22 protein-coding genes are annotated in these 23850 nt (G+C 41.8%); 13 read left to right on the top strand and 9 right to left on the bottom strand.

Annotation, left to right across the window (positions count from 1 at the left end; all coding sequences use genetic code 11):
• Both KCV26_11060 and KCV26_11065 read left to right on the top strand, forming a co-directional pair.
• A complete protein-coding gene (locus tag KCV26_11060; protein WZX35837.1) occupies window positions 1–1719 on the top strand; it encodes an acyl-CoA dehydrogenase family protein in 1719 nt (572 codons plus the stop codon).
• 197 nt (window positions 1720–1916) lie between these two features.
• Complete coding sequence (locus tag KCV26_11065) at window positions 1917–2510, top strand: sigma-70 family RNA polymerase sigma factor (protein ID WZX35838.1); 594 nt, start codon at window positions 1917–1919, stop codon at window positions 2508–2510.
• Between the two features lie 1152 nt (window positions 2511–3662).
• On the opposite strand, the gene KCV26_11070 is transcribed toward KCV26_11065, so the two are convergent.
• Together KCV26_11070 and KCV26_11075 are read right to left on the bottom strand one after the other, a co-directional pair.
• Window positions 3663–4910 carry an ABC transporter permease gene (locus tag KCV26_11070; GenBank protein ID WZX35839.1) on the bottom strand — a complete coding sequence of 416 codons (1248 nt, stop codon included), beginning with the start codon at window positions 4908–4910 and terminating at the stop codon, window positions 3663–3665.
• Between the two features lie 22 nt (window positions 4911–4932).
• On the bottom strand, window positions 4933–6129 hold the full coding sequence (locus KCV26_11075) for a pyridoxal phosphate-dependent aminotransferase (protein ID WZX35840.1): 1197 nt from the start codon (window positions 6127–6129) through the stop codon (window positions 4933–4935).
• Window positions 6130–6418: 289 nt separating this feature from the next.
• On the opposite strand from KCV26_11075, the gene KCV26_11080 reads away from it, so the two are divergent.
• Window positions 6419–6556, top strand: coding sequence for a 5-keto-4-deoxyuronate isomerase (locus KCV26_11080; GenBank protein ID WZX35841.1), 138 nt, complete (start codon window positions 6419–6421; stop codon window positions 6554–6556).
• A 51-nt stretch (window positions 6557–6607) separates the two neighbouring features.
• On the opposite strand, the gene KCV26_11085 is transcribed toward KCV26_11080, so the two are convergent.
• From KCV26_11085 to KCV26_11100, 4 genes are all read right to left on the bottom strand, one after another.
• Window positions 6608–7054 (bottom strand): hypothetical protein, encoded by a 447-nt coding sequence (locus KCV26_11085; protein WZX35842.1) that lies wholly within the window; start codon window positions 7052–7054, stop codon window positions 6608–6610.
• 72 nt (window positions 7055–7126) lie between these two features.
• Window positions 7127–7510, bottom strand: coding sequence for a hypothetical protein (locus KCV26_11090; GenBank protein WZX35843.1), 384 nt, complete (start codon window positions 7508–7510; stop codon window positions 7127–7129).
• A gap of 55 nt (window positions 7511–7565) precedes the next feature.
• Entirely contained in the window at window positions 7566–8117 is a 552-nt protein-coding gene (locus KCV26_11095; protein ID WZX35844.1) for a sigma-70 family RNA polymerase sigma factor, read from the bottom strand.
• Window positions 8118–8156: 39 nt separating this feature from the next.
• The gene (locus KCV26_11100; GenBank protein ID WZX35845.1) at window positions 8157–9245 is read right to left on the bottom strand and encodes a tetratricopeptide repeat protein; all 1089 of its coding nucleotides are present in this window, start codon (window positions 9243–9245) and stop codon (window positions 8157–8159) included.
• Window positions 9246–9581: 336 nt separating this feature from the next.
• Between KCV26_11100 and prmA the strand changes: the two genes are divergently transcribed.
• From prmA to KCV26_11120, 4 genes are all read left to right on the top strand, one after another.
• A complete protein-coding gene (gene prmA / locus KCV26_11105; protein ID WZX35846.1) occupies window positions 9582–10418 on the top strand; it encodes a 50S ribosomal protein L11 methyltransferase in 837 nt (278 codons plus the stop codon).
• Window positions 10419–10515: 97 nt separating this feature from the next.
• A complete protein-coding gene (locus KCV26_11110) occupies window positions 10516–12186 on the top strand; it encodes a putative transporter (protein ID WZX35847.1) in 1671 nt (556 codons plus the stop codon).
• A 202-nt stretch (window positions 12187–12388) separates the two neighbouring features.
• On the top strand, window positions 12389–15055 hold the full coding sequence (locus KCV26_11115; GenBank protein ID WZX35848.1) for a 4-alpha-glucanotransferase: 2667 nt from the start codon (window positions 12389–12391) through the stop codon (window positions 15053–15055).
• 77 nt (window positions 15056–15132) lie between these two features.
• Window positions 15133–15603, top strand: a complete 471-nt coding sequence (locus tag KCV26_11120) for a DUF4348 domain-containing protein (GenBank protein WZX35849.1) — start codon at window positions 15133–15135, stop codon at window positions 15601–15603.
• A gap of 18 nt (window positions 15604–15621) precedes the next feature.
• Here KCV26_11120 and cdd read toward each other — a convergent pair whose 3' ends face one another.
• Window positions 15622–16101, bottom strand: a complete 480-nt coding sequence (gene cdd, locus KCV26_11125) for a cytidine deaminase (GenBank protein WZX35850.1) — start codon at window positions 16099–16101, stop codon at window positions 15622–15624.
• Between the two features lie 16 nt (window positions 16102–16117).
• Here cdd and KCV26_11130 point away from each other — a divergent pair, with 16 nt between their 5' ends.
• The 6 genes from KCV26_11130 (at window position 16118) to KCV26_11155 (ending at window position 21950) form a co-directional block, all read left to right on the top strand.
• Window positions 16118–17080 (top strand): glucosaminidase domain-containing protein, encoded by a 963-nt coding sequence (locus KCV26_11130; GenBank protein ID WZX35851.1) that lies wholly within the window; start codon window positions 16118–16120, stop codon window positions 17078–17080.
• An 87-nt stretch (window positions 17081–17167) separates the two neighbouring features.
• Complete coding sequence (locus KCV26_11135; GenBank protein WZX35852.1) at window positions 17168–17761, top strand: DUF4290 domain-containing protein; 594 nt, start codon at window positions 17168–17170, stop codon at window positions 17759–17761.
• Window positions 17762–17764: 3 nt separating this feature from the next.
• A complete protein-coding gene (rimM, locus tag KCV26_11140) occupies window positions 17765–18298 on the top strand; it encodes a 16S rRNA processing protein RimM (protein ID WZX35853.1) in 534 nt (177 codons plus the stop codon).
• A 70-nt stretch (window positions 18299–18368) separates the two neighbouring features.
• The gene (locus KCV26_11145) at window positions 18369–19559 is read left to right on the top strand and encodes a 1-deoxy-D-xylulose-5-phosphate reductoisomerase (protein ID WZX35854.1); all 1191 of its coding nucleotides are present in this window, start codon (window positions 18369–18371) and stop codon (window positions 19557–19559) included.
• 47 nt (window positions 19560–19606) lie between these two features.
• A complete protein-coding gene (rseP, locus tag KCV26_11150; protein WZX35855.1) occupies window positions 19607–20929 on the top strand; it encodes an RIP metalloprotease RseP in 1323 nt (440 codons plus the stop codon).
• A gap of 70 nt (window positions 20930–20999) precedes the next feature.
• A complete protein-coding gene (locus KCV26_11155) occupies window positions 21000–21950 on the top strand; it encodes a methylenetetrahydrofolate reductase (GenBank protein ID WZX35856.1) in 951 nt (316 codons plus the stop codon).
• Between the two features lie 4 nt (window positions 21951–21954).
• Here the strand turns inward: KCV26_11155 and KCV26_11160 are convergent, their stop codons facing one another.
• On the bottom strand, window positions 21955–22986 hold the full coding sequence (locus tag KCV26_11160; protein ID WZX35857.1) for an inorganic phosphate transporter: 1032 nt from the start codon (window positions 22984–22986) through the stop codon (window positions 21955–21957).
• A gap of 57 nt (window positions 22987–23043) precedes the next feature.
• Complete coding sequence (locus KCV26_11165) at window positions 23044–23691, bottom strand: DUF47 domain-containing protein (GenBank protein WZX35858.1); 648 nt, start codon at window positions 23689–23691, stop codon at window positions 23044–23046.
• Between the last annotated feature and the right edge of the window lie 159 nt (window positions 23692–23850).

The raw sequence follows: 23850 nt of genomic DNA on the forward strand, positions 1-23850 counted from the left end.
ATGGCAAACTTTTATACCGACACGCCGCAATTCAGACACTATCTGAACCATCCACTGATGAAACGAATTGTGGAACTCAAAGAAAGAAATTACGCAGATAAATATACTTACGATTACGCTCCGATGGATTTTGAAGACGCTATGGACAGCTACGACAAAATTCTGGAAGTAGTGGGCGAGATTTGCGGTGATATTATCGAACCGAATGCCGAAACGGTAGACCACAGCGGACCAACAGTGGCCGACGGACGAGTAACGTATGCTACACCTACCCAAGAGAACCTGGAGGCCCTGAACAAGGCCGAACTGATGGGGATGGCTTTTCCAAGACGTTTTGGAGGATTGAATTTTCCTATGGTGCCTTACATGATTTCAGCCGATATCGTGAGCAGGGCGGATGCCAGTTTCCAAAATATCTGGATGTTGCAAGACTGTGGCGAAACAATTTACGAGTTTGCTTCGGACGAGCAAAAAAACGAATACCTGCCGAGGGTTGCCAAAGGGGAGACCATGTCGATGGACCTGACCGAACCCGATGCCGGTTCGGATTTGCAAGCCGTGATGCTGAAAGCATCGTATAACGAAAAGGAAGGACAGTGGTACCTGAACGGAGTGAAACGATTTATTACCAACGGGGATGCCGATATTCATCTGGTGCTGGCCCGTTCGGAAGAGGGAACAAAAGATGCACGCGGTTTATCGATGTATGTTTACGACAAAAACAGCGGAGGCGTAACCGTACGCCGTATTGAAAATAAAATGGGTATAAAAGGGGCGCCAACCTGCGAGCTGGTTTTTAAAAATGCCAAAGCCGAGTTAGTGGGTTCGCGCCGGATGGGACTGATCAAGTACGTCATGTCGTTGATGAACGGTGCCCGCCTGGGTATCATGGCTCAATCGGTAGGAATATCCGAAGCTGCTTGTCGCGAAGCGTACAACTACGCACTGGAACGCCGTCAGTTTGGGAAAGCCATTATCGAGATGCCACCTGTTTTCGAGATGCTAGCCAACATGCGCGCTAAAACCGATGCGTCACGTACCATACTTTACGAAACCTGTCGTTTTGTGGATATGTATAAGATATTGGAAGATATTTCCAGAGAGCGCAAACTTACTCCTGAAGAACGTGACGAAATGAAGTACTATTCGCGGCTGGCGGATGCTTTCACGCCGCTTGGAAAAGGAATGACCAGTGAATATGCGAACCAGAATGCCTATGATGCCATTCAGATACACGGTGGATCCGGGTACATGAAAGACTATAAGTGTGAACGGCTATATCGTGATGCCCGTATTACCAATATTTACGAGGGTACTACGCAATTGCAGGTCGTTGCCGCCATTCGACACGTCACCACAGGAACTTACCTGAACCGGATCAGGGAATATGAGGCTATGCTCGTATTGCCGGAATTGGAGCCGTTAAAGCGTACATTATCGAAAATGGCGCAGATGTACGAAAAATTGGTTGAAATTGTTACCGCTCCCAAGGACGAAGAATACCTCGATTTTCATGCGCGCCGTTTGGTTGAAAGTGCCGGACACGTGATTATGGGACACCTCCTCTTGCAGGATGCCAACAAAGAACCCGAAATGTTCCGTCGCAGTGCCGAGGTTTATATCCATTACGGACAAATTGAAGTAGTGAAGAACTATAACTTTGTTACCAAATCTCGAATCGAAGACCTGGGTTATTATAAACCGGCTTTAAGCGAATAAAAGTTACTTTTCAGGTAATTGCGAAACGGAAAGAATTGAACCTTTCCGTTTTTTTTAACATTCAATTTTTGTTTATTATGAAAATTGTAATTTTCTTTGTTCAACTCATATTAACAAATTCTTTTTTTAAAATTATCTGCCTATCGGAGTGACATTACTCAACTAATTTAAAAATAAATCGTTTAATAGTTTTAGTAATGGAGGTTCTTTTGTCGATGACCGACGAGGAGTTGGTCGTTTCTTACGCCGAAGGTAACAATTGTGCATTTGAGATTCTTCTCTCCCGTCACAAACAATCCCTTTTCAGTTACATCCTCTATAGGGTTCGCAATCGTGATCTGGCTGACGATATTTTTCAGGACACGTTCATCAAGGCTATTCTCACGATAAAGCAGGGCAGGTATACCGAGAACGGTAAATTTCGTGCCTGGATAACACGCATTGCACACAACTTGATTGTCGATTGTTTTCGTCAGGAACGGAACGAGAATACGGTCTCAAACGATGAATACGAGTTTGACCTGTTCAACAATTTCAGGCTCTGTGAGGATAACATTGAGGTAACTATGGTAAAAGCGCAGGTGTTTGATGATGTGAGGAGGCTGGTTGAATACCTGCCGGACACGCAACGTGAAGTATTGAATATGCGTTATTATCAGGAACTGAGTTTTAAAGAGATTGCCGATAAAACCGGTGTGAGCATCAACACCGCATTGGGGAGAATGCGATATGCTATTTTGAATATGCGTAAAATAGCAGACGATAACCGAATGATATTATCGATGAGCTAGGTCTTCAGGACAAACGTATACAAACAAAAAAAGACCGGTATTTAAGCCGGCCTTTTTTGTTTAGGAAGGAGTTCTAAGTATCCTATACACAACTGTACTTCAACTTATCCTGTAGAATCTGTCTTCAGACTGTCCAAACGGGAAGTTTAATTTCGGAATGTAGATTATACTTCAAAACATGAATACAACCTAAAGCGTCAGAAACAGTGTGAAACCATAAATGCAACCCTAAGTTGTTGATTAGCCTCTTTTTGAAATTGTTGTATCAAAAGTCAACAAATAGCGTCTTCAAACTTCGAAGCACAAAAAGAAAACCGGTCAGTTTGGAATGGTATTACCAAAAAACCGATCTCTTGATCCGTCTTTTTCAAAACGGTAATTCCGAAAGATCTGAAAAACACGTCGATGCCTGTGTGCAACTTTTTCTGTTTTCTGCCTCACGGAAGTAAATATCCATAAGGTTTGAAACGGGAACAAACGAGGGTGAAGTGGTTTGTTTCCAAACCTGTGTTGTAGCCTGAATGCTTCAATTCTTTAACAACCATCTTGTGGGAGACACTTAACGGTTGAATGGGTAAAAACCCACAGAATATGCTCATCCAATCCGGAACAAATTTTTCAAAATTTCTTTCAAATCATTTTTCCCGATTCGTTAAACACGTTCATTTCTCGTCTTGACATTGCAAACCCGGGAAGTTCATCCCGAGCATCGTCCGTAAAATTCTACAAAATCATTTATCGCGCTTGTGCTCTACTTTACATTCTGTCCAGATTCGATGTGAATCTTTCGGGATGCTCTGCAGAAAGCCCGGTAAATGGGTTGGAATACGAGAATTACGACCGGATTTCGTTGCAAAAGCATTCTTTTGGAAGGCCTTTATCAAGGAAATGTTACAAGTTGCGTCGAATTGTGGTGCTACACATCCTGCCGATCCTAATCTTTTTATTGTGTACAAAATGCCAAAGAACTCCTCATATTTTTTTGTACGATTTTCGTACTAAAATTTTCCTGAATGTTGAGTATCGCAAATATACAATATTACATAAATACGGTGCAAATTTTTTTCTTCATAATTATAAACAACTTCTAAACAGGTTTTCAACAAGTTGTTAACAGTAGTTTGATTGTTTATAATCAGCCAGTAAGGTTATTTATTCGAACCGGATTGATTTTGCGGGCGTAATTTTTGCCACAAGATAGGAGGGAGCAATCATCATTATCAAGGAAACAATCAGTGTCCCCACATTTAGCAAGATCACATACCAAGGGTTCAGATCGATGGGTACGGCAGAGAGATAGTAAGTGGCAGGATCGAGTCTTAGGATATTGAATTCTTTTTGTAAAATACAGAAGGTTAGTCCCATAACGTTACCCCAGAGCATTCCTTGTCCGATGAGAAAAGCCGAAAGGTAAAGAAATACTTTCCGGATACTGAAATCACGTGCCCCCATCGATTTGAGCATGCCGATCATATTTGTCCGCTCCAGGATGATGATGAGAAGTCCCGAGATCATCGTAAAACCAGACACCAGAATCATCAATATCAGGATTACCCAAACATTCATATCCAGAAGGTTCAACCAATTAAAGATCATGGGATTGATGTCTTTTATGGAGCGAGTGTAAAGCCTGTTGCCAAACCGGTCTTGGTAGTTTGACATTTCGAAAAACAGATCCTGAGCCGTTTGATCAAGTTGGTTATACTCTTTTACCAATACTTCCACACCGCTTACCATGTCGTCTTCCCAGTCGTTTAATCCGGACAGGATTTTTGCTTCGGTCAGGACGTACAGTTTGTCGTAGTCCTCGAAATTGGTTTCGTAAATCCCCGTAACGGTAAATCGTCTGGCACGAACAGGCTCTTGAACAAAGTAAGTAGTAAAATGATCGCCTAATTTAAGGTGAAGTTTGTTGGCAATGTTTTGAGAAATTATGGCCCGGTTGATACCCGATGTGTCGTTTGGGTTTATAATGGCTCCTTCGATCAGGTTTTTTTTAAAAAATTGCCAATCGTAATCATCGGATATCCCTTTCAGCACGATACCTAAAAAATCTTCATCGGTTTTGATAATACCGGGTTTAGTTATGAACTTTTGTACCCGGGCAATTTTTGGATTGCTTAACAGTCTGTTTTTTAATGTATCGGAAAAAGAGATAGGATGATGTTCGTAAGAACTGTTGCTGTCAAAACTGGTAATCTGGATATGAGAACCAAAACCGATCACCTTTTCACGAATTTCCTTTTTAAAACCAATAATAATGCACACAGCTGCTAACATTATTGCTAAGCCTAACGCTATGCCGGAGATAGCAATTTTTATAGCAGGCGATGAAACACGTTTCTCGTTTTTCTTGTCACCTCTGTAGATCCGTTTGGCGATAAAAAGCTCTGTGTTCATTTTTTGTTTTGAGCGTTGAGCACTACTGTTTGTTATTATAGGCTTCCAATGCTTTTTCCAACACAATCAACGCGTTGTTTAAATCTTCTTTGTTGAGTACATAAGCTATGCGGACTTCGTTTTTCCCTAATCCGGGAGTGACGTAGAATCCCGATGCCGGAGCCATAAAGATGGTTTGGTTTTCGTATCGGAAATCCGAAAGGCACCATGCGCAAAATGCATCCGTATCGTCCACGGGAAGGCTCGCTAATGTATAGAAGGCGCCTTCGGGCTGAGGCGAATAAACACCGGGAATTTTGTTGAGCCGTTCGATCAGGAAATCACGGCGACTTTTGTATTCATCAAAATTTTGCTGCATGTACGCTCCGTTTTCCTGTAACGAAGCATTTGCGGCAATTTGTCCAATCAACGGAGGGCTCAACCGTGCCTGACAGAACTTCATCACCGTGTCGTGCAGTTTTTTATTTTTGGTAATCAAGCATCCTATACGAATTCCACACTCACTGTATCGTTTCGATACAGAATCGACAAGAACGACATTCTCTTCAATATCCTTCAAGTGGCAAGCCGAGATGTAAGGCGCGTCGCTATAAATAAACTCTCGGTATACTTCGTCGGAAAACAGGTAAAGGTTGTGTTTTTTTACCAACAGCCTGATTTGCTCCATCTCCTCTGCTGTATAAACATATCCGGTGGGATTGTTCGGGTTGCAGATAAGGATACCCTTAGTTTTCGAATGGATGAGCGCTTCGAATTTTTCTATTTCCGGGAGCTTAAATCCGGTATCGATACTCGTTGGAATGGTTTTGATAATAGCACCTGCAGATACGGCAAAAGCCATGTAATTGGCATATGCCGGCTCAGGGACAATGATTTCATCGCCCGGATTTAGACAAGCCATAAAGGCATACAGCACGGCTTCCGAACCACCTGCGGTAACGATAATTTCTTCAGGTAAAAGATGGATGTTGAATTTTGCATAATAGTTCACCAGATTTTCGCGAAAAAAACGAAATCCGTCACTGGGACTATATTCCAACGTGGTCCTGTCGATACTTCGAATAGCGTCCAGGGCTACCTGAGGCGATGGCAAATCGGGCTGACCGATATTCAGGTGATATACTTTTACTCCGCGAGCTTTTGCTGCATCCGATAGTGGAGCTAATTTTCTAATGGGAGAGGCGGGCATCTGTAAGCCCCGCTCTGAAATCTGAGGCATATTCTTACAACTAATTACGGAAAAAATCTAATGATTTCCGCTAAACAAGGTGCAAAGTTAATAAAATTGGATGGATTCCTTTTATTTTGTAACGGTTAATCCCGTTTTTTTTACAAATTAACTATGTTATGACTCATCAGTCCTAATTTTCTAATACGGTGTCAACAAAATTCGTTCAAGTGCTTTACGGGGAAACCCCTACAGGTACGGATAGTCCAGTCGATGTGTGCCTGTACAATCCCTGGGAAATAGGTGTATTTATCGTTTGTTAACCAAAGAAGAGGAAGAAATGAAAACGCACCAGGAACTGCGTTATGCATTGTATCCGGAAGTTGCAAAACATTACACGATGAAAAGGATCAGAAGCGATTTTTTAAATGGTAAAATTTTTAATGGGAGAGTTACCAAAGCCTATATGCCTAAGTAATGGAGCTTAAGTGGCTTCATCATTGCAGGTGTTATTAATCTCGTTGAATTTTTACTCGCTTCCTCTAAATTTCATCACTTCCCTTTGCATAAATTTCCGCTCGGCTTGTTGTGCCCGATAGAGTTTTTCGGGAGAGAGGATTTTTTCCAGTTTTTCGGAATATTGCTTGTCCAGCTCGGCTTCTTTTAGTTTTACATCTACATCGTTTTCCAGAAGCTGCCGGTATTCTTCGTTAGACATGTTTTTATTGCGTTGTTTCATCTTCTCCACTTTATCCCGGTGTTGTTTGTGAAGTTCGAATTTTTTCTTGGACAAATCGTTATACAGCGGAAAATATCGGTTAGCTTCCTCTTTGGTTAATCCCGCTTCTTTCTGAATGTATTCCATTTTCCTTTTTTCGTAATCGGCCATATTCATTTTACGGACCTGGGCAAAGGATGCGAACGTGAAGGCGCTGACTATGAGGGTGAAACAAAGAAGTGTGATGCTCTTTCTCATACAATTGTTATTTATTTTTTTCTTTGTAGCCGTATGGCAATTGAGCGAAGCGAAATTGCCCGCTCTCATTGCTTAGTTCATATAAACCTGGTTGTACATATAATCGTAGTAACCGTCATTCACCAATTGTTCTTCTAAATATTGATAAAATTCCTCTTCTGTTATCTGCACGGTCGACCAGTAATCATCGGTAAACTGCGTAGATGATATTGTAGCGACCTGATTTGTGGTGTTTCTTGTTAGCAATTGGATAGTAAAAAAGATACCCATAAACATAGCAGCCATATAAACCCAGGGTTTGGCTTTGTCCCACATGGAAACCTTTTTTGGTTCTACTATCTCTTTCTCGGGTAAACGAGCCATTATGTGTTCGTTAAACCTCGAAAAATAATCCTCGGGTACAGTAAATGGATTTCTTTTTTCGATCTCGCTCAATTTATTTATTTTTGTTTCCATACCATTTTTCTTTGCGCTGTACTACGTTGAGTAGACTTTCTCTCTATATAAAGGTTTAATTGGAATCTGTTAAAAAATTTTCTATCTTTTTAACGGCATGATGATACGATGCTTTTAGTGCACCCACCGATGTGCCAAGTATCTCTGACATATCTTCGTATTTCATCTCATCGAAATACTTCATTTGAAACACTAGCCGTTGCTTATCCGGTAAAGTTAAAATAGCTTGTTGAAGCAGCTTTTGTGCTTCATCCCCATCAAAATACTTATCTCCCTCGAGTGTGTTTAACAGGAAGGAATTCTCATCATCGACCGATACGTTGTTCTGGTTCCTTTTTTTATTCAGAAATGTGATGCTTTCGTTAATGGCAATCCGGTAAAGCCACGTCGTTAATTTTGATTCTCCACGAAAATTATCAATATTGATCCAGGCCTTAATGAAAACGTCTTGTAGAATATCGTTGGTATCTTCGTGCGACAATACCATTTTTCGAATTTGCCAGTATAATCTTTCGCTGTATTCTGAAACAAGTATGGCGAAGCCCTGTCGTTGGGTTCTGGGGTCGCGTAACTTTTCTAATAACTGTTCTTCGCTATATTTGTCCATAAAAGGGTTGAAGCTGAGTCACAAAGGTAACGTTTTTTTTCAATTTTTCCCGTTGTCCTCTCCATTTTCGAACCAGTTGATGAAATTTTCAGCATCGGTTTTGTTGTTTTCCCACCATTCCAGTGATTCCGGAAAGTAAGAAACGCTTATGTAACGGCAAAAAGTATCGTAATGATTGGAGTTGAGGATGCTTTTAAAAAAGGGATAATGGAAGGTCCAGAAACTCTCGCTTTTTAGAGCTCCCGATTCTTTTTCGAGTGCGCTGAGGATGGCTTTGTTTACTTCTGTAAAAACAAAATAGACATCTGTGTCCTTTTTTGCTGCTTTTAGGGAGTCCATCGAAAATTTTATGGCGTTGTAAATAATTTTTCGATTCAATCCTTCTTCGGTTGAGAGAGGAGGCATTTCTTGCTGAACACTGTTCTCAGGCATGTTTCGTAACAATTGTTGCTGAATAAATGACCGCTCTACCGGTTTTTCCGTCACCGGTTTCACAAGCATTGTCTGGAGCATCTCTTCGAAAGCATTCTTGGACCTTTTACTGTCGGGTTCCAATAATAAAAACAACTGAAAGGAATAAATGCTTCTTACCCAAAGCCCCTTGTCTCTTTGTGCATAAGCATTCAAAAGAAAGGCACCGCTGTTGGTTTTATCCAACTCGATGGCACGGCTTACGTGTTCAAGGGTCTTATCTATATCCCCTTTTTTGTAATAATTCAATGCCATATTGAAATGCAATAAATAGGAATCGCCATTCTTTATCAAACCCTCCTGCAGAATCGCAATTGCGTTATCGATTTGTTTCATCTCGGCCATTGCTTCACTTTTAACAGCATAAGCTCCAACGGAAAGGTTTTTATCGTTTGAATTAATAACACGTGTGCTGTATTTTGAAGCGTTTTCATAATCTTTCAGTTCAAGGTACGAAAGTGAAATTTCGTATAACGCCAATGTCGATTTTGGATTTATTTTCAATGCCTGTTCAAACTTTTCGATGGCCTTCTTGTATTCTGCTGAATCGTGTAGCGCAACTCCTTCATGAATAAGGGTTTGCACATTATTGCCTTGCCCGTTTGTATTTAAAATTACGATGGAAATTAAAAAGAGTATGATGAGAATTTTCTTCATAAATTACTTTTTGTGGGGTAAATGTAAGACAAAAAAAGAGATATTTAAATTTTTCATTAAAAAAAGCGGTTTATTCTAACAATCGTAAACAATTTGTCTTGTATTTAAATATTTTTTTAGAAGTCAGTGTGTCGAATAATGTTGTATGTTTGTATCCTGAAATTCCTGTTAAACGAGCATGATAGCTGTTTTCAAACAAGAACAGGGTTAAAGGCGAAACGACGTTCGACAACCGGATGGGAGTCTACTGCCACTTGTTGGTGTTCTCACTGGAAGTTGGCGATCTCGCTTCATTCAATTCAGTACGGCACTTTTAAAATAACTAGTTTTAATCATATGAAATACGTTGAGGTAAATTTAATTTGTAATCCCGATTCTGAGATAATTACCGATGTGTTGGCAGCTCAACTCTCCGATATAGGTTTTGAGAGTTTTGTTAAATCAAATACGGGGCTGCTGGCCTATGTTCCCGAGCCAACGTTCTCCACAGAGAAGATTGACACCTTGCTCCAGAATTTCTTCTTAGATGCAGAGATTGGCTATTCGTTTAAAACGATTGAAGATAGAAACTGGAACGAGGAGTGGGAAAAGCATTATTTTCAACCCATTGTATTTGAAAACAAATGCATTATTCACAGTTCATTCCATCGACCCGGCGGGGATTATAATTATCGTATCCTTATCGATCCTAAAATGGCATTTGGAACGGGCCATCATCAAACCACAGGGTTGATATTGAAAGAAATTTTATCGATGGACCTGCAAAACAAATCTGTTTTGGATATGGGTTGCGGAACAGCTATTCTTGCCATTCTGGCTTCAATGTGTGGTGCTGATCCCATCATTGCAATTGATATTGATGAATGGGCATACCAAAATGCTTTGGAAAACGTTCACTTAAACCGTATTAATAATATCAGCGTGTTATGCGGTGATTCCGGACTGTTAGGAAACGATATGTTTGATGTGATTTTCGCCAACATTAACCGGAATATTTTGTTGCAGGACATTCCGGCTTACACGAAAGTTCTAAATCCTGGTGGAAAGCTTGTCATGAGTGGTTTTTACAGGGAAGATATTCCGGTGATTCATGAAAAATGTGTGCAGTATGGATTAACGTATCGTGATTTCTCTGAAATGGAAAACTGGGTGGCTGTTGTATGTGAAAAATGAGCTTTCCTGCGAATTATCTTTTGTTTTACCCCCAAATAAGTTGTAACTTTGCACCTTATTTCGTGTATTCACATTTTTTGTTTAGGTTATTTTTTTTATGGAATGGATTAATGATTTGATCTTCGGATCGGGTGTTGCGCACGCCATTTTTGTACTTGCGCTGGTAATTTCTTCCGGAATCCTGCTGGGAAAAATTAAAGTCTTCGGTGTTTCTCTCGGAATAACGTGGATTCTGTTTGTAGGTATATTTTTGGGTCATCTGGGTTTAGGGATTGATGAACATATTCTTCATTTTATAAAAGAATTTGGGCTCATCCTTTTTATCTATTCTATTGGGATGCAAGTAGGTCCCAGTTTTTTTTCTTCCTTCAAGCAAGGCGGGATCACCCTGAATTTATTGGCCTCATCGGTAGTATTTCTGGGCGTTATCACCACTTACGTAATTCATGTTATAACCGGATTACCCATTTCTACCATGGTGGGAATATTATCTGGAGCGGTAACTAATACCCCGGGACTGGGTGCGGCGCAACAAACTTACTTTGACGTAACCGGCTCCCAGGATCCTTCTATAGCCATGGGATATGCAGTAGCCTATCCCCTTGGTGTTGTAGGTATTATTCTTAGTCTTATACTCTTTAAGTCGCTGTTCAGGATAAATTTTGCCAGGGAGAACGAAGCAATCAGTATAACAAATGCTTCTAAAATGACCGAAGCACAAATGTTTTCACTTCAGGTACATAATCCGGCTGTTTTTGGCAAAACCATCCACGAGATAAAAAGCCTCATGGATAAGGAATTTGTCATTTCCAGAGTCCTGCACAACGATTCCGGAATATTAACGGTGCCTCTGCCGCACACCGTATTGAATGAGAACGATAAAATACTGGTGGTTACAAACCTACAAAATATTGAACTTATTGAAGCTTTGATCGGTCAAAAAATCGATATGGATAGAAACGAGTGGAATAAGCTTGACAATCAATTGATTTCGCGAAGAATAAATGTAACCAAGGCGGGAATTAATGGAAAATCTATCGGACAATTGCGGTTAAGAAATTTGTACGGAGTAAATATTACCCGGGTTAACCGCGCCGGCGTTGATCTGGTTGCTGATCCGAGACTACAGTTGCAGCTGGGTGACCGGGTAACCGTTGTGGGTTCCGAAGCATCCATCGCTAATGTTGAAAAATTCCTTGGAAACTCGTTGAAAAGGCTGCGTGAACCCAACCTTATATCTATTTTTATCGGGATCGCCCTGGGAGTTTTAATCGGAAGCATCCCCTTTATGTTTCCTGGAATCCCCCAACCCGTAAAACTAGGACTGGCGGGTGGCCCTCTTATTGTTGCAATTCTTATCAGTAAATTCGGACCTAAATACGGATTGGTAACCTACACAACGATGAGCGCAAACCTGATGCTTCGGGAAATAGGTATAGCGTTATTCCTTGCATGCGTAGGATTAAGCGCAGGAGAAGGCTTTGTTGAAACCGTGGTAAATGACGGATACAAATGGATCGCATACGGAGCCATTATCACGGTTGTTCCACTTTTAATTGTGGGTACTATCGGAAGAAAAGTTTATAAAATCAATTACTTTACGCTGATGGGATTGATTGCGGGAAGTATGACCGATCCCCCGGCTCTTTCATACGCTAATGCGACTGCAGGAAACGATTTCCCAGCAGTAAGCTATGCGACTGTCTATCCGCTTACCATGTTCCTGCGGGTTATTACGGCGCAATTGATGATTCTGCTGTTTCTATAAACTCCTTCTGATCGATTTCTAGAACAGGAACAGACGAACAGGGAACAGGGTCTTCAGCTAAGTGTGATGTCTGCAATCGTTTGCACGTGATAATGTTTAAAAAAAACTTATTCTGGTTATCTATCCGTTTGAAATAGTTGTAGTTTTGTTTTCAATCGGCAGGGGCGATAAGGTCGGTTACGTTTAAAGAAAATAAGTTAGAATGAGCCTTATAAAATTCCAAATAAGTTATCACACAAATTTTGGTCAAGAAATCTATGTTTGTGGTTCAATTCCCGAGTTGGGCAACCTTGATGAGACCGGTGCATTAAAATTAACCTGCGAAGGGGAGGTGTGGTCTGCCGAAACAGAGAGTAAAACAACCGGACAAATCGAATATTATTATTTCTTGAAAGAGCAGGGTAAAACTATTCGAAAAGAGTGGGGGAGCCATCGTAGATTACAGGTTGAGAAATCGAAGATGTTTTTTGTTCAAGATTTGTGGAAAAATAAACCCTATCACGGTTACCTGTATTCATCGGCTTTTACTGAAAGTATCTTTTTCCACGAAAAAGCCAACTCAACTTTATCCTATTTTTCCAACAGTATTTTATTGAATGTGATATGCCCTTTTGTGAAAAAAGGGCAGAAGTTGGTTGTTTCCGGTGAAATTGACCAATTGGGAAACTGGGCTTTAAATAAAGCCAAACCACTTGATTATGTCGGAAACGGAGAATGGCAAATACTCCTGAACGCTAAAAGCCTTCCCAATGAGTTTTATTATAAGTTTGTTATCGTAGATGAGGATACCCGCCAGTCCATACATTGGGAAGATGGCGGAAACAGGATTTTGTCAACGCAAAAAGCAAAAAACCAAAACAGTGTATGGGTTGAAATGGGGTTGCAATTTCATTACAACTACTTTTTGTTTAAAGGTACGGGAACGGCTATTCCTGTATTTTCGCTTCGAAGTGAAAGTAGTTTCGGAATTGGGGATTTTCTCGATCTGAAAAAAATGATCGACTGGGCTGCGCTGACCCATCAGCAACTTATCCAGATGCTGCCCATTAACGATACTATCACTACCCAAACGTGGAGAGACTCTTATCCTTACAGTGCTATTTCGTGTTATGCATTGCATCCCATTTATTTGGGACTTTCGGCTTTCCCGCTAAAGGATCAGTCAAAGATGAATGCTTTCCTGGAAGAAGCCCGGAAATTGAATAAATTGGCTGATCTTGATTATGAAAAGGTGTTGAGTTTGAAGAAAAGATATACAGAACACCTTTTTGAACAGGAAAAGGATGAAATTTTATCATCCGCGGCGTATCAAGTGTTTTATGAAAAAAACCGGTTCTGGCTTTTTTCGTACGCGGCATATTGCTATTTGAGGGATAAGTTAGGCACGGCGCGGTTTACCGATTGGGGAGAGTTTGCAGTTTATAATGAACAAAAGTTGCAACAACTTATCGAGGAGGACCCCGAGGCAAAAATTGTGACCGATTTTTATGCTTTTACTCAGTATTTGCTGGACAAACAGTTGGGTGAAGTTCAGGAGTATGCTCACGGGAAAGGGGTCGCTTTAAAGGGAGACATACCTATTGGAATAAATCGCGATAGCATTGATGCCTGGACAACGGGCTATCTTTTCAATATGGATACGCAAACAGGAGCACCGCCCGATGATTTTTCCTTTTTCGGGCAAAATTGGGGATTTCCTACTTACAACTGGTGCGCGATGGAACAGGAAGGTTATGCATGGTGGAAAAACCGGTTCTGTAAAATGGCAGATTATTTTGATGCTTACCGCATCGACCATATTTTGGGCTTTTTCCGCATTTGGGAGATTCCCATGCACTCTGTCCAGGGATTATTGGGGTATTTTAGTCCGGCCTTGCCTTATTGGCCCGAAGAGTTGAATCTGGCAGGCATTCCTTTCGATGAAGAACGGATGACAAAGCCATTTATACACGAAGCATTTTTGCCTGAAATATTTGGTGAATATACTCCCGAAGTGATGGCGGAGTACCTCGAGGTTTCCGGATGGCAGCGCTTCAACCTTAAAAAAGAATACGATACACAACGAAAAATTCAACACTTTTTTGGGGGTAAGGCAGACGTTAAAAATCTGAAAATCCGTGATGGGTTGTATGCATTGTGCAACGAAGTATTGTTTGTAAGAGACCGGATGAATCATAACCTGTTCCACCCGCGTATTACGGCGCAACATAGTTATTCTTATAGGTATCTCGACGATAATGTGAAAAGTGCTTTTAACCGGCTTTACGATGATTTTTATTACCGGCGTCACAACTATTTCTGGCGCGAACAGGCCATGAGGAAATTGCCACAACTCATTTCTTCAACCCCTATGTTGGTTTGCGGAGAAGACTTGGGGATGGTGCCCGATAGTGTGCATTCGGTAATGAACGAACTCCAAATACTCAGTCTGGAAATTCAACGGATGCCGAAAGACCCGAACGTATCGTTTTCCGATCTCCATTCATTGCCTTATCTTTCGGTTGCCACAACGTCAACCCACGATATGTCACCGATAAGGTTGTGGTGGAAGGAGAACAAGGAGATTACCCAAAAATATTACAACGAGATTCTTAACCACGAAGGGGAGGCTCCAGACGAATGTTCTCCCGAATTGTGCCGGCAGATTATACAACAACACTTGAATTCGTCGGCCATGTGGGTGATTTTACCCTGGCAGGACTGGATATCGCTTTCCGGAGAGCTTTCGCGGAAGGATCCTGCAGAAGAACGTATAAATGTGCCAGCTAATCCCGAGCATTACTGGCGGTACAGGATGCATATTTCGTTGGATGACTTGTTGAAGAAAAGTGAATTTAATGCAACCATAAAATTGATGGTGGAAAGATAAAATTATGCAGGATTAATGGTGTAAAACCCATAATTATAGTACCTTTGCACCATCAAACGCATAATTTACCGCTCAAGATGAAAATAAACCCTGTTGTTGTCTTTCTTTTTTTTGTTTTCTTGTTTGTAAACTGTTCCGGTAATGGCAAAGGTAATCGTGAACAGGAAGGTAAAGACACAGCATTTGCTCAGAAAAATCGGAAACAAACGAGACAGGAGGATTTTTATCAATTTCTTGATAAATTTAATTCAAAAAGGATTTTTCAGCTGGAAAGAATTATTTTCCCTATAACGGTATTGGCTCCTGATGCTAATCGGATAGCGTTAGAACCTACTGAGGAGAAGATTGAAAAAAGGGATTGGGAGCTGCTCGACTTAAGTTACGACAGTACCTATACCACCCGCGATTTTGACAAATACACGCAAACGGTAAATTTTAGAAAAGATACCGCTCACGTTGCTCTTCGCGGAATCGACAACGGCATATATGCTGATTATTATTTTAAGCTGATCGACGGAGAGTGGTTTTTGGTTACCTTGGTGGAGTAAAAAAGCGTAAACTCAAAATTATTTCAACATTTCATCCCCAAAACTCAACGGCAGCAAACTCTTTATGCTGTTGACCACATAAATCCCATCATCACTGTACATCAATATTTTTATAGGCGCTTTGTACCGGGTTTCTGCTTCCAGCAGCACCTGCCTGCAGGCTCCGCAAGGAGTTACAACATCTTTGGTGAATCCTCCGTTGTGGTGTGCAGCAACGGCTATGGCTATGATTGTCTGATCGGGATAATTGGCGTTGGCAAAGAAAACAGCTGTCCGTTCGGCACATGTCCCCGACGGGTATGCCGCGTTTTCCTGATTGTTGCCCGTTATGACTTCTCCGTTTTCAAGTAGCAGTGCCGCCCCGACCTTGAAGTTGGAATAACGTGCATATGCATTTTTTGTGGCTTGTTTTGCTGCTTCGATCAGTTTTTTTTCCGTTTCGGTACATTCTTCTAAAAGATAAACGCTTATCTTTGTGGTTAAATTTATTTCTTTCATTCTGTTTGATTGAAATATGAAAATTATTTTTTTAATGAGTTTTCATTACAAATATAGATATATTTCAGTTCTTTCTCTCTTTTTGATTTGTTTATTTGCTCCCGGTTGGGTTTGGGGACAAAGCCGGTTAAGGGTTTACGAAGAATATATTGATAGTTACTCCGACATTGCCGTACGTCACATGAACGATTATAACATACCGGCCTCCATCACACTGGCACAGGGACTGCTGGAGTCGGGAGCGGGTATGAGCGACTTGGCGAGACGGTCAAACAATCATTTTGGTATTAAATGTCACCGCGGTTGGCGTGGAGAATCAGTGTATGCTGCAGACGACACTCCCAACGACTGTTTCAGAAAATACCGTAAAGTGGAAGATTCTTACGAAGACCATGCGCAATTTCTTACCGTTGGAGGCCGTTATCGGGAACTTTTTGAATTATCGGCCACCGATTACAAAGGATGGGCGCGAGGATTGCAAAAAACGGGATATGCAACCGACAGGGCTTATGCCAACAAGCTTATTAAGTTGATTGAAGATTACGAATTATATCGATTCGACAACAAAAATTATCGCAAAGGGATCACCCGGAGACAGCGAGAAGAAAACTTAGAGCAGGAAGTGGCACGGGCTAATTGGACGCATCAGCCTTATAAAACACACGGATTGGTTTATGTTATAGCTGTGAATGGCGATTCCTTTGCCGGAATTGCTCACGAATTCGGTTTCAAGGAGAGCGATTTGCTCAAATTCAATGAAGTACCCGAAGGTTTTCCGTTGAGTGAGGGCGACATCGTTTATTTCCAAAAGAAAAAACCGAGAGCCGACAAACCCTATTTTGAACACACGGTGCAAATAGGAGAGTCGATGTACAGCATTTCACAGAAATACGGCATCCAGCTTCGAAACTTATACAGGCTGAACAAAAAAAGTTACGAATATGTCCCCGAAGAAGGCGATGTGCTTAGGCTCAGGTAGTGTAAAATTCGACGTGAAAAATCTTGGCTCTAATGTCTTGGTCCTATAATTATAAACAACAGATGAAATCTAAAAATAAATAAAAATATGATATACAATACTCAGAAGAAAAAACTGGTTATGCCTGAATACGGGAGAAACATACAGAATATGGTGGATCACTGCGTAATGCTTAAGGACAAGGATGAGCGGAGGAAATGTGCTTATGCCGTAGTCGATATTATGGGAAGTATGTTCCCGCATTTGCGTGATGTGAATGATTTTAAGCATATTTTGTGGGACCACCTGGCCATAATGTCCGACTTTAAGCTTGATATCGACTATCCATATGAAGTGGTGACAAGAGAGGACCTGAATACAGCCCCCGACAAATTAAACTACAGCCGCCCTACAATGAAGTTCAGGCATTACGGGAAGTTATTGGAAAAGATGATTGCCATTGCTGCCGATATGGAAGATGGGGGGAAGAAGGATTTACTTATTGCCCAGTTGACCACACAGATGAAAAAATCTTATTCCCAATGGAATAAAGAGGTTGATGATGAGAAAATAATTGCTGACCTGCTTGAACTTTCGGGTGGGAAAATTCAGCTGGACAACGAGAGTTACTCCATTGCAGATGTAAAAAGTACGGCTTCCAAACGCAGGTTGAAAACAATTAAGTCGCAGCGGCGTAAATAGCAGATGATAACCAAGGATGAGGTCCTCAAGATAGGGAAACTGCAGAAACCTTACGGAATAAAAGGTGAAATTTCACTTGTTTTTGATAAACCAGTGTACGCCGGTATCGATACCGAATTCTATTTCCTGGATATTGACCGTATTTTTGTTCCTTTTCTTATCGAGGAAATCACGTTTATAACCGACACAGGCGCCCGGGTAAAATTTGAGGACGTGAACGATGAAACAGAGGCTGCCAGGTTTGCAAACCTATACGTTTTCTTACTTCGCAAACAGGTACCTGAAAATTTGGACGAAGAGAATCCGGATTGGGACTTTTTTATAGGTTACCGGGTTATCGACCAGCATAACCGTGATCTTGGCACCATAGAAAGCGTGGATATGGCAACCTTGAATGTTCTTTTTATTGTGAAGCAAGCAAAAGAAGAATACCTTATCCCCGCCACAGACGATTTTATCACCCGGGTAAATGACGAACAGAAGATAATTTGTATGAATCTACCCGAAGGATTGATAGATACTGGGAGTAACCTGTAAATTCCAAATTGATTGTAAGGGTCCCCGTTTTTTTTTATCTTTGCACGTCTCTTTGCAACTGCTGCACTTAATGAATGATCAAAAGCGAAAAATAGCTGTTTTAGGCTCCACAGGCTCTATCGGTACTCAAGCGTTGGATGTTATTTCACGGCATCCGGACCGTTTTGAAGCTTATGCGTTGGTAGCCAATAATCAGGTAGACCGCCTGTTGGAACAGGTTCGACGATTCAAGCCCGAAGTGGTGGTAATTGCCAATGAAAGCAAGTATGCCGCGTTGAAGGAGGCGCTTTCCGACCTGCCGGTAAAAGTCTGGGCCGGAGCCGAGGCAATTGAACAAGTGGTTCAGAATACTGAAATCGATATCGTGTTGACGGCCATGGTTGGTTTCTCCGGGTTGAAACCCACAATTTCTGCCCTAAAGGCACGAAAAACTATCGCACTGGCAAACAAGGAGACACTGGTTATCGCCGGTGAACTGATAACAAGACTGGCTCTGGAAAACAGAGCAGCCATTTTACCCGTCGATTCGGAACATTCGGCTATCTTTCAATGCCTGAATGGAGAAGGAAGCAACGAAATAGAAAAAATCTTGCTGACAGCGTCGGGTGGCCCTTTCCGGAACTTTTCGATGAGTCAGCTGCAGCAGGTGACCAGAGAACAGGCCCTTCATCATCCTAACTGGAACATGGGCGCAAAAGTAACTATCGACTCCTCCACGCTGATGAACAAGGGGTTGGAAATGATTGAAGCCAGGTGGCTTTTTGATGTAAACCCTTCCCAGATAGAGATTATAGTCCACCCGCAATCCATCATCCATTCCATGGTCCAGTTCAAGGACAGATCGATCATGGCACAACTCAGTTTGCCCGATATGCGGATGCCTATCCAATATGCTTTCTCTTATCCCGAAAGAATTACATCGGACGTAAAGCCGGTTAATTTCTTTGAACTTTCCACGCTGACTTTCGAAAAGCCCGATACAAATAGATTCCGCAACTTGGGCCTCGCTTACGAATCTATTGAAAAGGGAGGCAATATGCCTTGCATCATGAATGCCGCAAACGAGATAGCGGTGGAATTGTTTCTGCAGGAGAAAATTGGTTTTCTGCAAATGAGTGAGCTTATTGAACAAACACTGACAAAAACTGTTTTTATCCAGAATCCTTCGTTGGAAGATTACATACAGACCGATACCGAGGCCCGGGAGATTGCGCTTGAAACGGCTAAAAGACTATTAGGTGGCAAAATTTTCGGGTTCTGATTTTTAATTTACAAGAATATAAACTATATTTTAGCTGAGATAATTTAATGGAGACTTTTTTAATTAAAGCGTTACAACTGATACTGAGCTTGTCTATTCTCGTTGTTATTCACGAATTTGGACATTTTATTTTTGCACGAGTTTTCAAAATTCGCGTAGAGAAATTCTATCTTTTCTTTGATCCGTGGTTTGCCCTGTTCAGGTATAAACCCAGAAACAGCGAAACGGAATACGGTGTAGGATGGTTGCCATTGGGTGGCTATGTGAAAATTTCGGGAATGATAGACGAGTCTATGGATAAAGAACAAATGGCTCAACCCGTTCAACCGTGGGAATTTCGTGCAAAATCAACCTGGCAGAGGCTTTTGGTGATGATTGGAGGTGTTTTGTTCAACATTATCCTGGCGTTTTTCATTTACTCGATGATCGTTTTCAGGTGGGGAGATTCATACATCCCGATGAGTAAGGTTAAATCGGGAATGGAGTTTAGTGAAACTGCCGAAAGAGCCGGCTTTAGAGACGGTGATGTCCTTTTGTATGCTGACGGAAAGGAAATCATTGACCGGGCAGGAATCGTTGATAATTTTGCTGCTCAGGTCATCGATGCCCAAACCGTCACGGTCCTGAGAAGCGGCCAGGAAATAAATATACCGATGCCGGCTGATTTTGTTCAACAGCTTATGCGCGACAAGAAAGGTTTTGCAGGATACAAAGATGATGTGCCGACCGTAGTGGAGAAGGTGCAGAAAGGTTCCGAGGCAGAAAAGATCGGGCTTATGAAAGGCGACAGCTTGGTGGGGGTGAACAGTGTATTAACACCTACTTTTCAGGATTTCAGAAGTGAACTCCAAAAAAATAAAGGCCTCCGGATCTCAATTGATTTCTATCGCGAGGGTGTGCTTCAAACCGCTTCGGCCCAGTTGGATACAACAGCTGTGTTGGGATTTAATATTGCATCTTATCTGGTAACGGATCACTATACCTTTTTTGCTTCATTCCCGGCAGGGGTGAAGTATGGCATACGCACATTAAAGGGATACGTCTCCCAATTCAAGCATATATTCACTAAAGAAGGAGCATCGTCACTGGGCGGTTTCGGCACTATCGGAAATCTTTTTCCTGCAAAATGGAACTGGTATTCGTTTTGGATGATGACGGCCTTTCTTTCGGTAATTTTGGCGTTTATGAACATTCTTCCCATTCCCGGGTTGGATGGAGGGCACGTCCTCTTTCTACTCGTTGAAGCTATTTCTGGAAGAAAACCAAGTGATAAATTCCTGGAGTATGCACAGATTGCCGGTATGTTCCTGCTTATAGGGCTGGTCTTGTATGCCAACGGGATGGATATTGTGAGGGCGATATTTAAATAATTTATAACGTACAATGGGAGAAGTTGTTCGGGCTTTTTAACCCGTAACCCGTAACTCATAACCCGAAAAAATGAAAATTTCAGATCTTATACATCAGACTTCGAAACCGGTGTTTTCTTTTGAACTGCTCCCGCCGTTGAAAGGAAACAGCATCAAACAGGTTTTTAATACGATTGACCGGTTGAAAGAGTTTGGGCCGAAGTACATCAACATAACTACTCACCACAGCGAAAATACTTACAAGGAAGACGAAAACGGCATTATCCGGAAAGTGAATGTAAGAAAGCGTCCGGGCTCTGTTGCCATTGCCGCGGCCATTCAGAATAAATACGGTATTCGGGCGGTACCGCACATTATCTCACAGGGCTTTTCAAAAGAAGAAACGGAGTATGCGTTGATTGACCTTTCATTCCTGGGCGTTACTGACCTGTTGTTGTTGCGCGGTGACACCAAAAAATTGGATGCCGACCAGCGAAAAATGGATTGTCACTCTTACGCAACAGGATTACAGGAGCAGGTGAATAATTTTAACAACGGGATTGCCTTGGACGGCTCTACGTTCCCGGCGCCCGAAACTCCGTTTACCTATGGGATGGCATGTTATCCCGAGAAACACGAAGAGTCACCCAACATGGAGTCGGAGATCTATTATACTAAAATGAAAGCTCAGAATGGCGCTGACTATCTTGTGACGCAGATGTTTTTCGATAATCAAAAGTACTTTGATTTTGTCGATCGTTGCCGCGCCGAAGGAATTACTATTCCCATCGTTCCGGGTATAAAGCCCATTCATTTAAAAAATCAGCTGAATGTCCTTCCCAAGATATTCAGGACAGAAATTCCCGAAGACCTGGAGCATGAACTGCGCAAATGCAAGACCGATGCCGATGCCGTAGAGGTAGGAGTGGAATGGTGCCTTTTGCAAAGCAGGGAGTTGGTGCAGCGGGGTGTGCCCGGAATCCACTTTTATGCTTTGGGGGCAACAGAAAGTATTTACCGGGTAGCCCGGGAGGTGTATTGATGTACTAGAAATAGAGAAACTTTCCTGCCGTAAAATAAACTGTGGCGGCAATCAGTGCGCTGACGGGAATAGTTAATATCCATGCAACAAGTAGTTTCCGGGTAACCCCCCAGCGGACAGCTGATAGGCGTTTTACCGAACCAACACCAATGATTGCACCTGTGATGGTGTGGGTAGTACTTACGGGAATTTTTAGGAACTCGGTGAGGTACAGTGTGAATGCCCCGGCAGTTTCCGCAACAACTCCTTCAAAAGGAGTTACTTTGGTGATGCGTGTTCCCATAGTCTTGACAATCTTCCAACCACCGGACATTGTGCCCAACGAGATGGCAAAGAAGCAGGAGAATGCTACCCAGTTGGGTAAATCGCTGATGGACTCAATTCCGAATCCTATTTCAGGGTGCTGGATGTGGGTGGCGATTAATGCGGCGGCGATGATGCCCATTACTTTTTGAGAGTCGTTCAGCCCGTGGCCGATACTGAACAGGGCAGATGATACGAGCTGGAAATGCTTAAACCAGGTATTCGCCTTGTGCGGATTCGCACGCTTTACAGACCATTGCAAGACGATGGTAAGAATCATGGCTGCCAGCATCCCTACCAGGGGCGCAATGAAAATAAAGGAAGCAATCTTCACAATCACGGAAACCTTGATGACCGAAAAACTGGCCCATTTTGCAATGGCCGCGCCGGCAAACCCTCCAATCAATGTATGCGAAGAGGACGAAGGAATCCCAAGCCACCAGGTCAGCAAATTCCACGTAATGGCTGCCACTAACCCGGAAAAAATAATGGGAAGAGTGATGAATTCGGCAATCACGGTTTTTGAAACGGTGTCGGCAATCCCGAAGCCACCGATGAGGTATTTGGCAATGAAGAAAGCGACAAAGTTAAACATGGCTGCCCACAGAACGGCTTGAAAGGGAGTCAGCACCTTGGTGGAAACGATGGTGGCAATGGAGTTGGCCGCATCGTGAAAGCCATTTATAAAATCAAAAATAAGCGCTAAGGAAATAATAACGATCAATAACGTCATACGGATTATTATAAGTTAAGATAAAATAGAATGAAAAACAGCCAGGTAATAACTCTTTTACGCGTATTTTACGATAATCGTTTTTATAATCTTCCCTACGCCTTCAGCTGCATCGGTGGCTTTTTCAAGCTCAAACATGATTTCTTTCTTTTTTATCAACTCGATGCTCTCTTTTTGATTTTCAAATAAGTCGATTAGGAAGTGTTCATAAACATCATCAGCCCTGTTTTCAATAAGATGTAGTTCCCGGCAATAATCCGATACTCTTTTTCTACTTTTCTTCAGGACATCCAATTCATTTACGGCTTTTTCTATCTGGGCAGATGCTTCTATAATCAGTTCGACCATATCTTTGGCTGCAGCCGGCATCTCTTTGGGATTATACAAAAAAACTTTTTTGGCAGCGCTGTTGATATAATCTGTGACATCGTCCATTTTGGTTGCCAGGTTATGAATATCTTCACGATCAAAGGGTGTGATAAAAGTAGCATTCAGTTCATCAAAAATTTTGTTGGAAAGGGTGTCCCCTTTGCGTTCCTCGTCTTTTATTTTTTTGTAGTAATCTGCAGCATTAGCGTGATTGCCTTTTTCCACAAACTCCAACATTAAATAAGATGCTGATTTTATCACTTCTACTATCCCCTTCAAAAGCGGAAAGAACTTGGGCTCCTTTGGGGTGAACTTACTAAAAAATGAATTATTCATTGTCCTTTTGTATCTATAAATTTCAGAAAACGGTCGCGGAACAGGCGCAGATTTTTCTGATCAACGCGAGCCTACAAGCAAAAAATCACGCAAAATTACTTCATTTTTTTAATTTTGAGTTAAGAAATTGTTTTGGATTTTAAATTTCTTCAAAATAAC

Origin of the sequence: Petrimonas sulfuriphila, assembly GCA_038561985.1 — a bacterium.
Taxonomy (GTDB): Bacteria; Bacteroidota; Bacteroidia; order Bacteroidales; family Dysgonomonadaceae; genus Petrimonas; species Petrimonas sulfuriphila.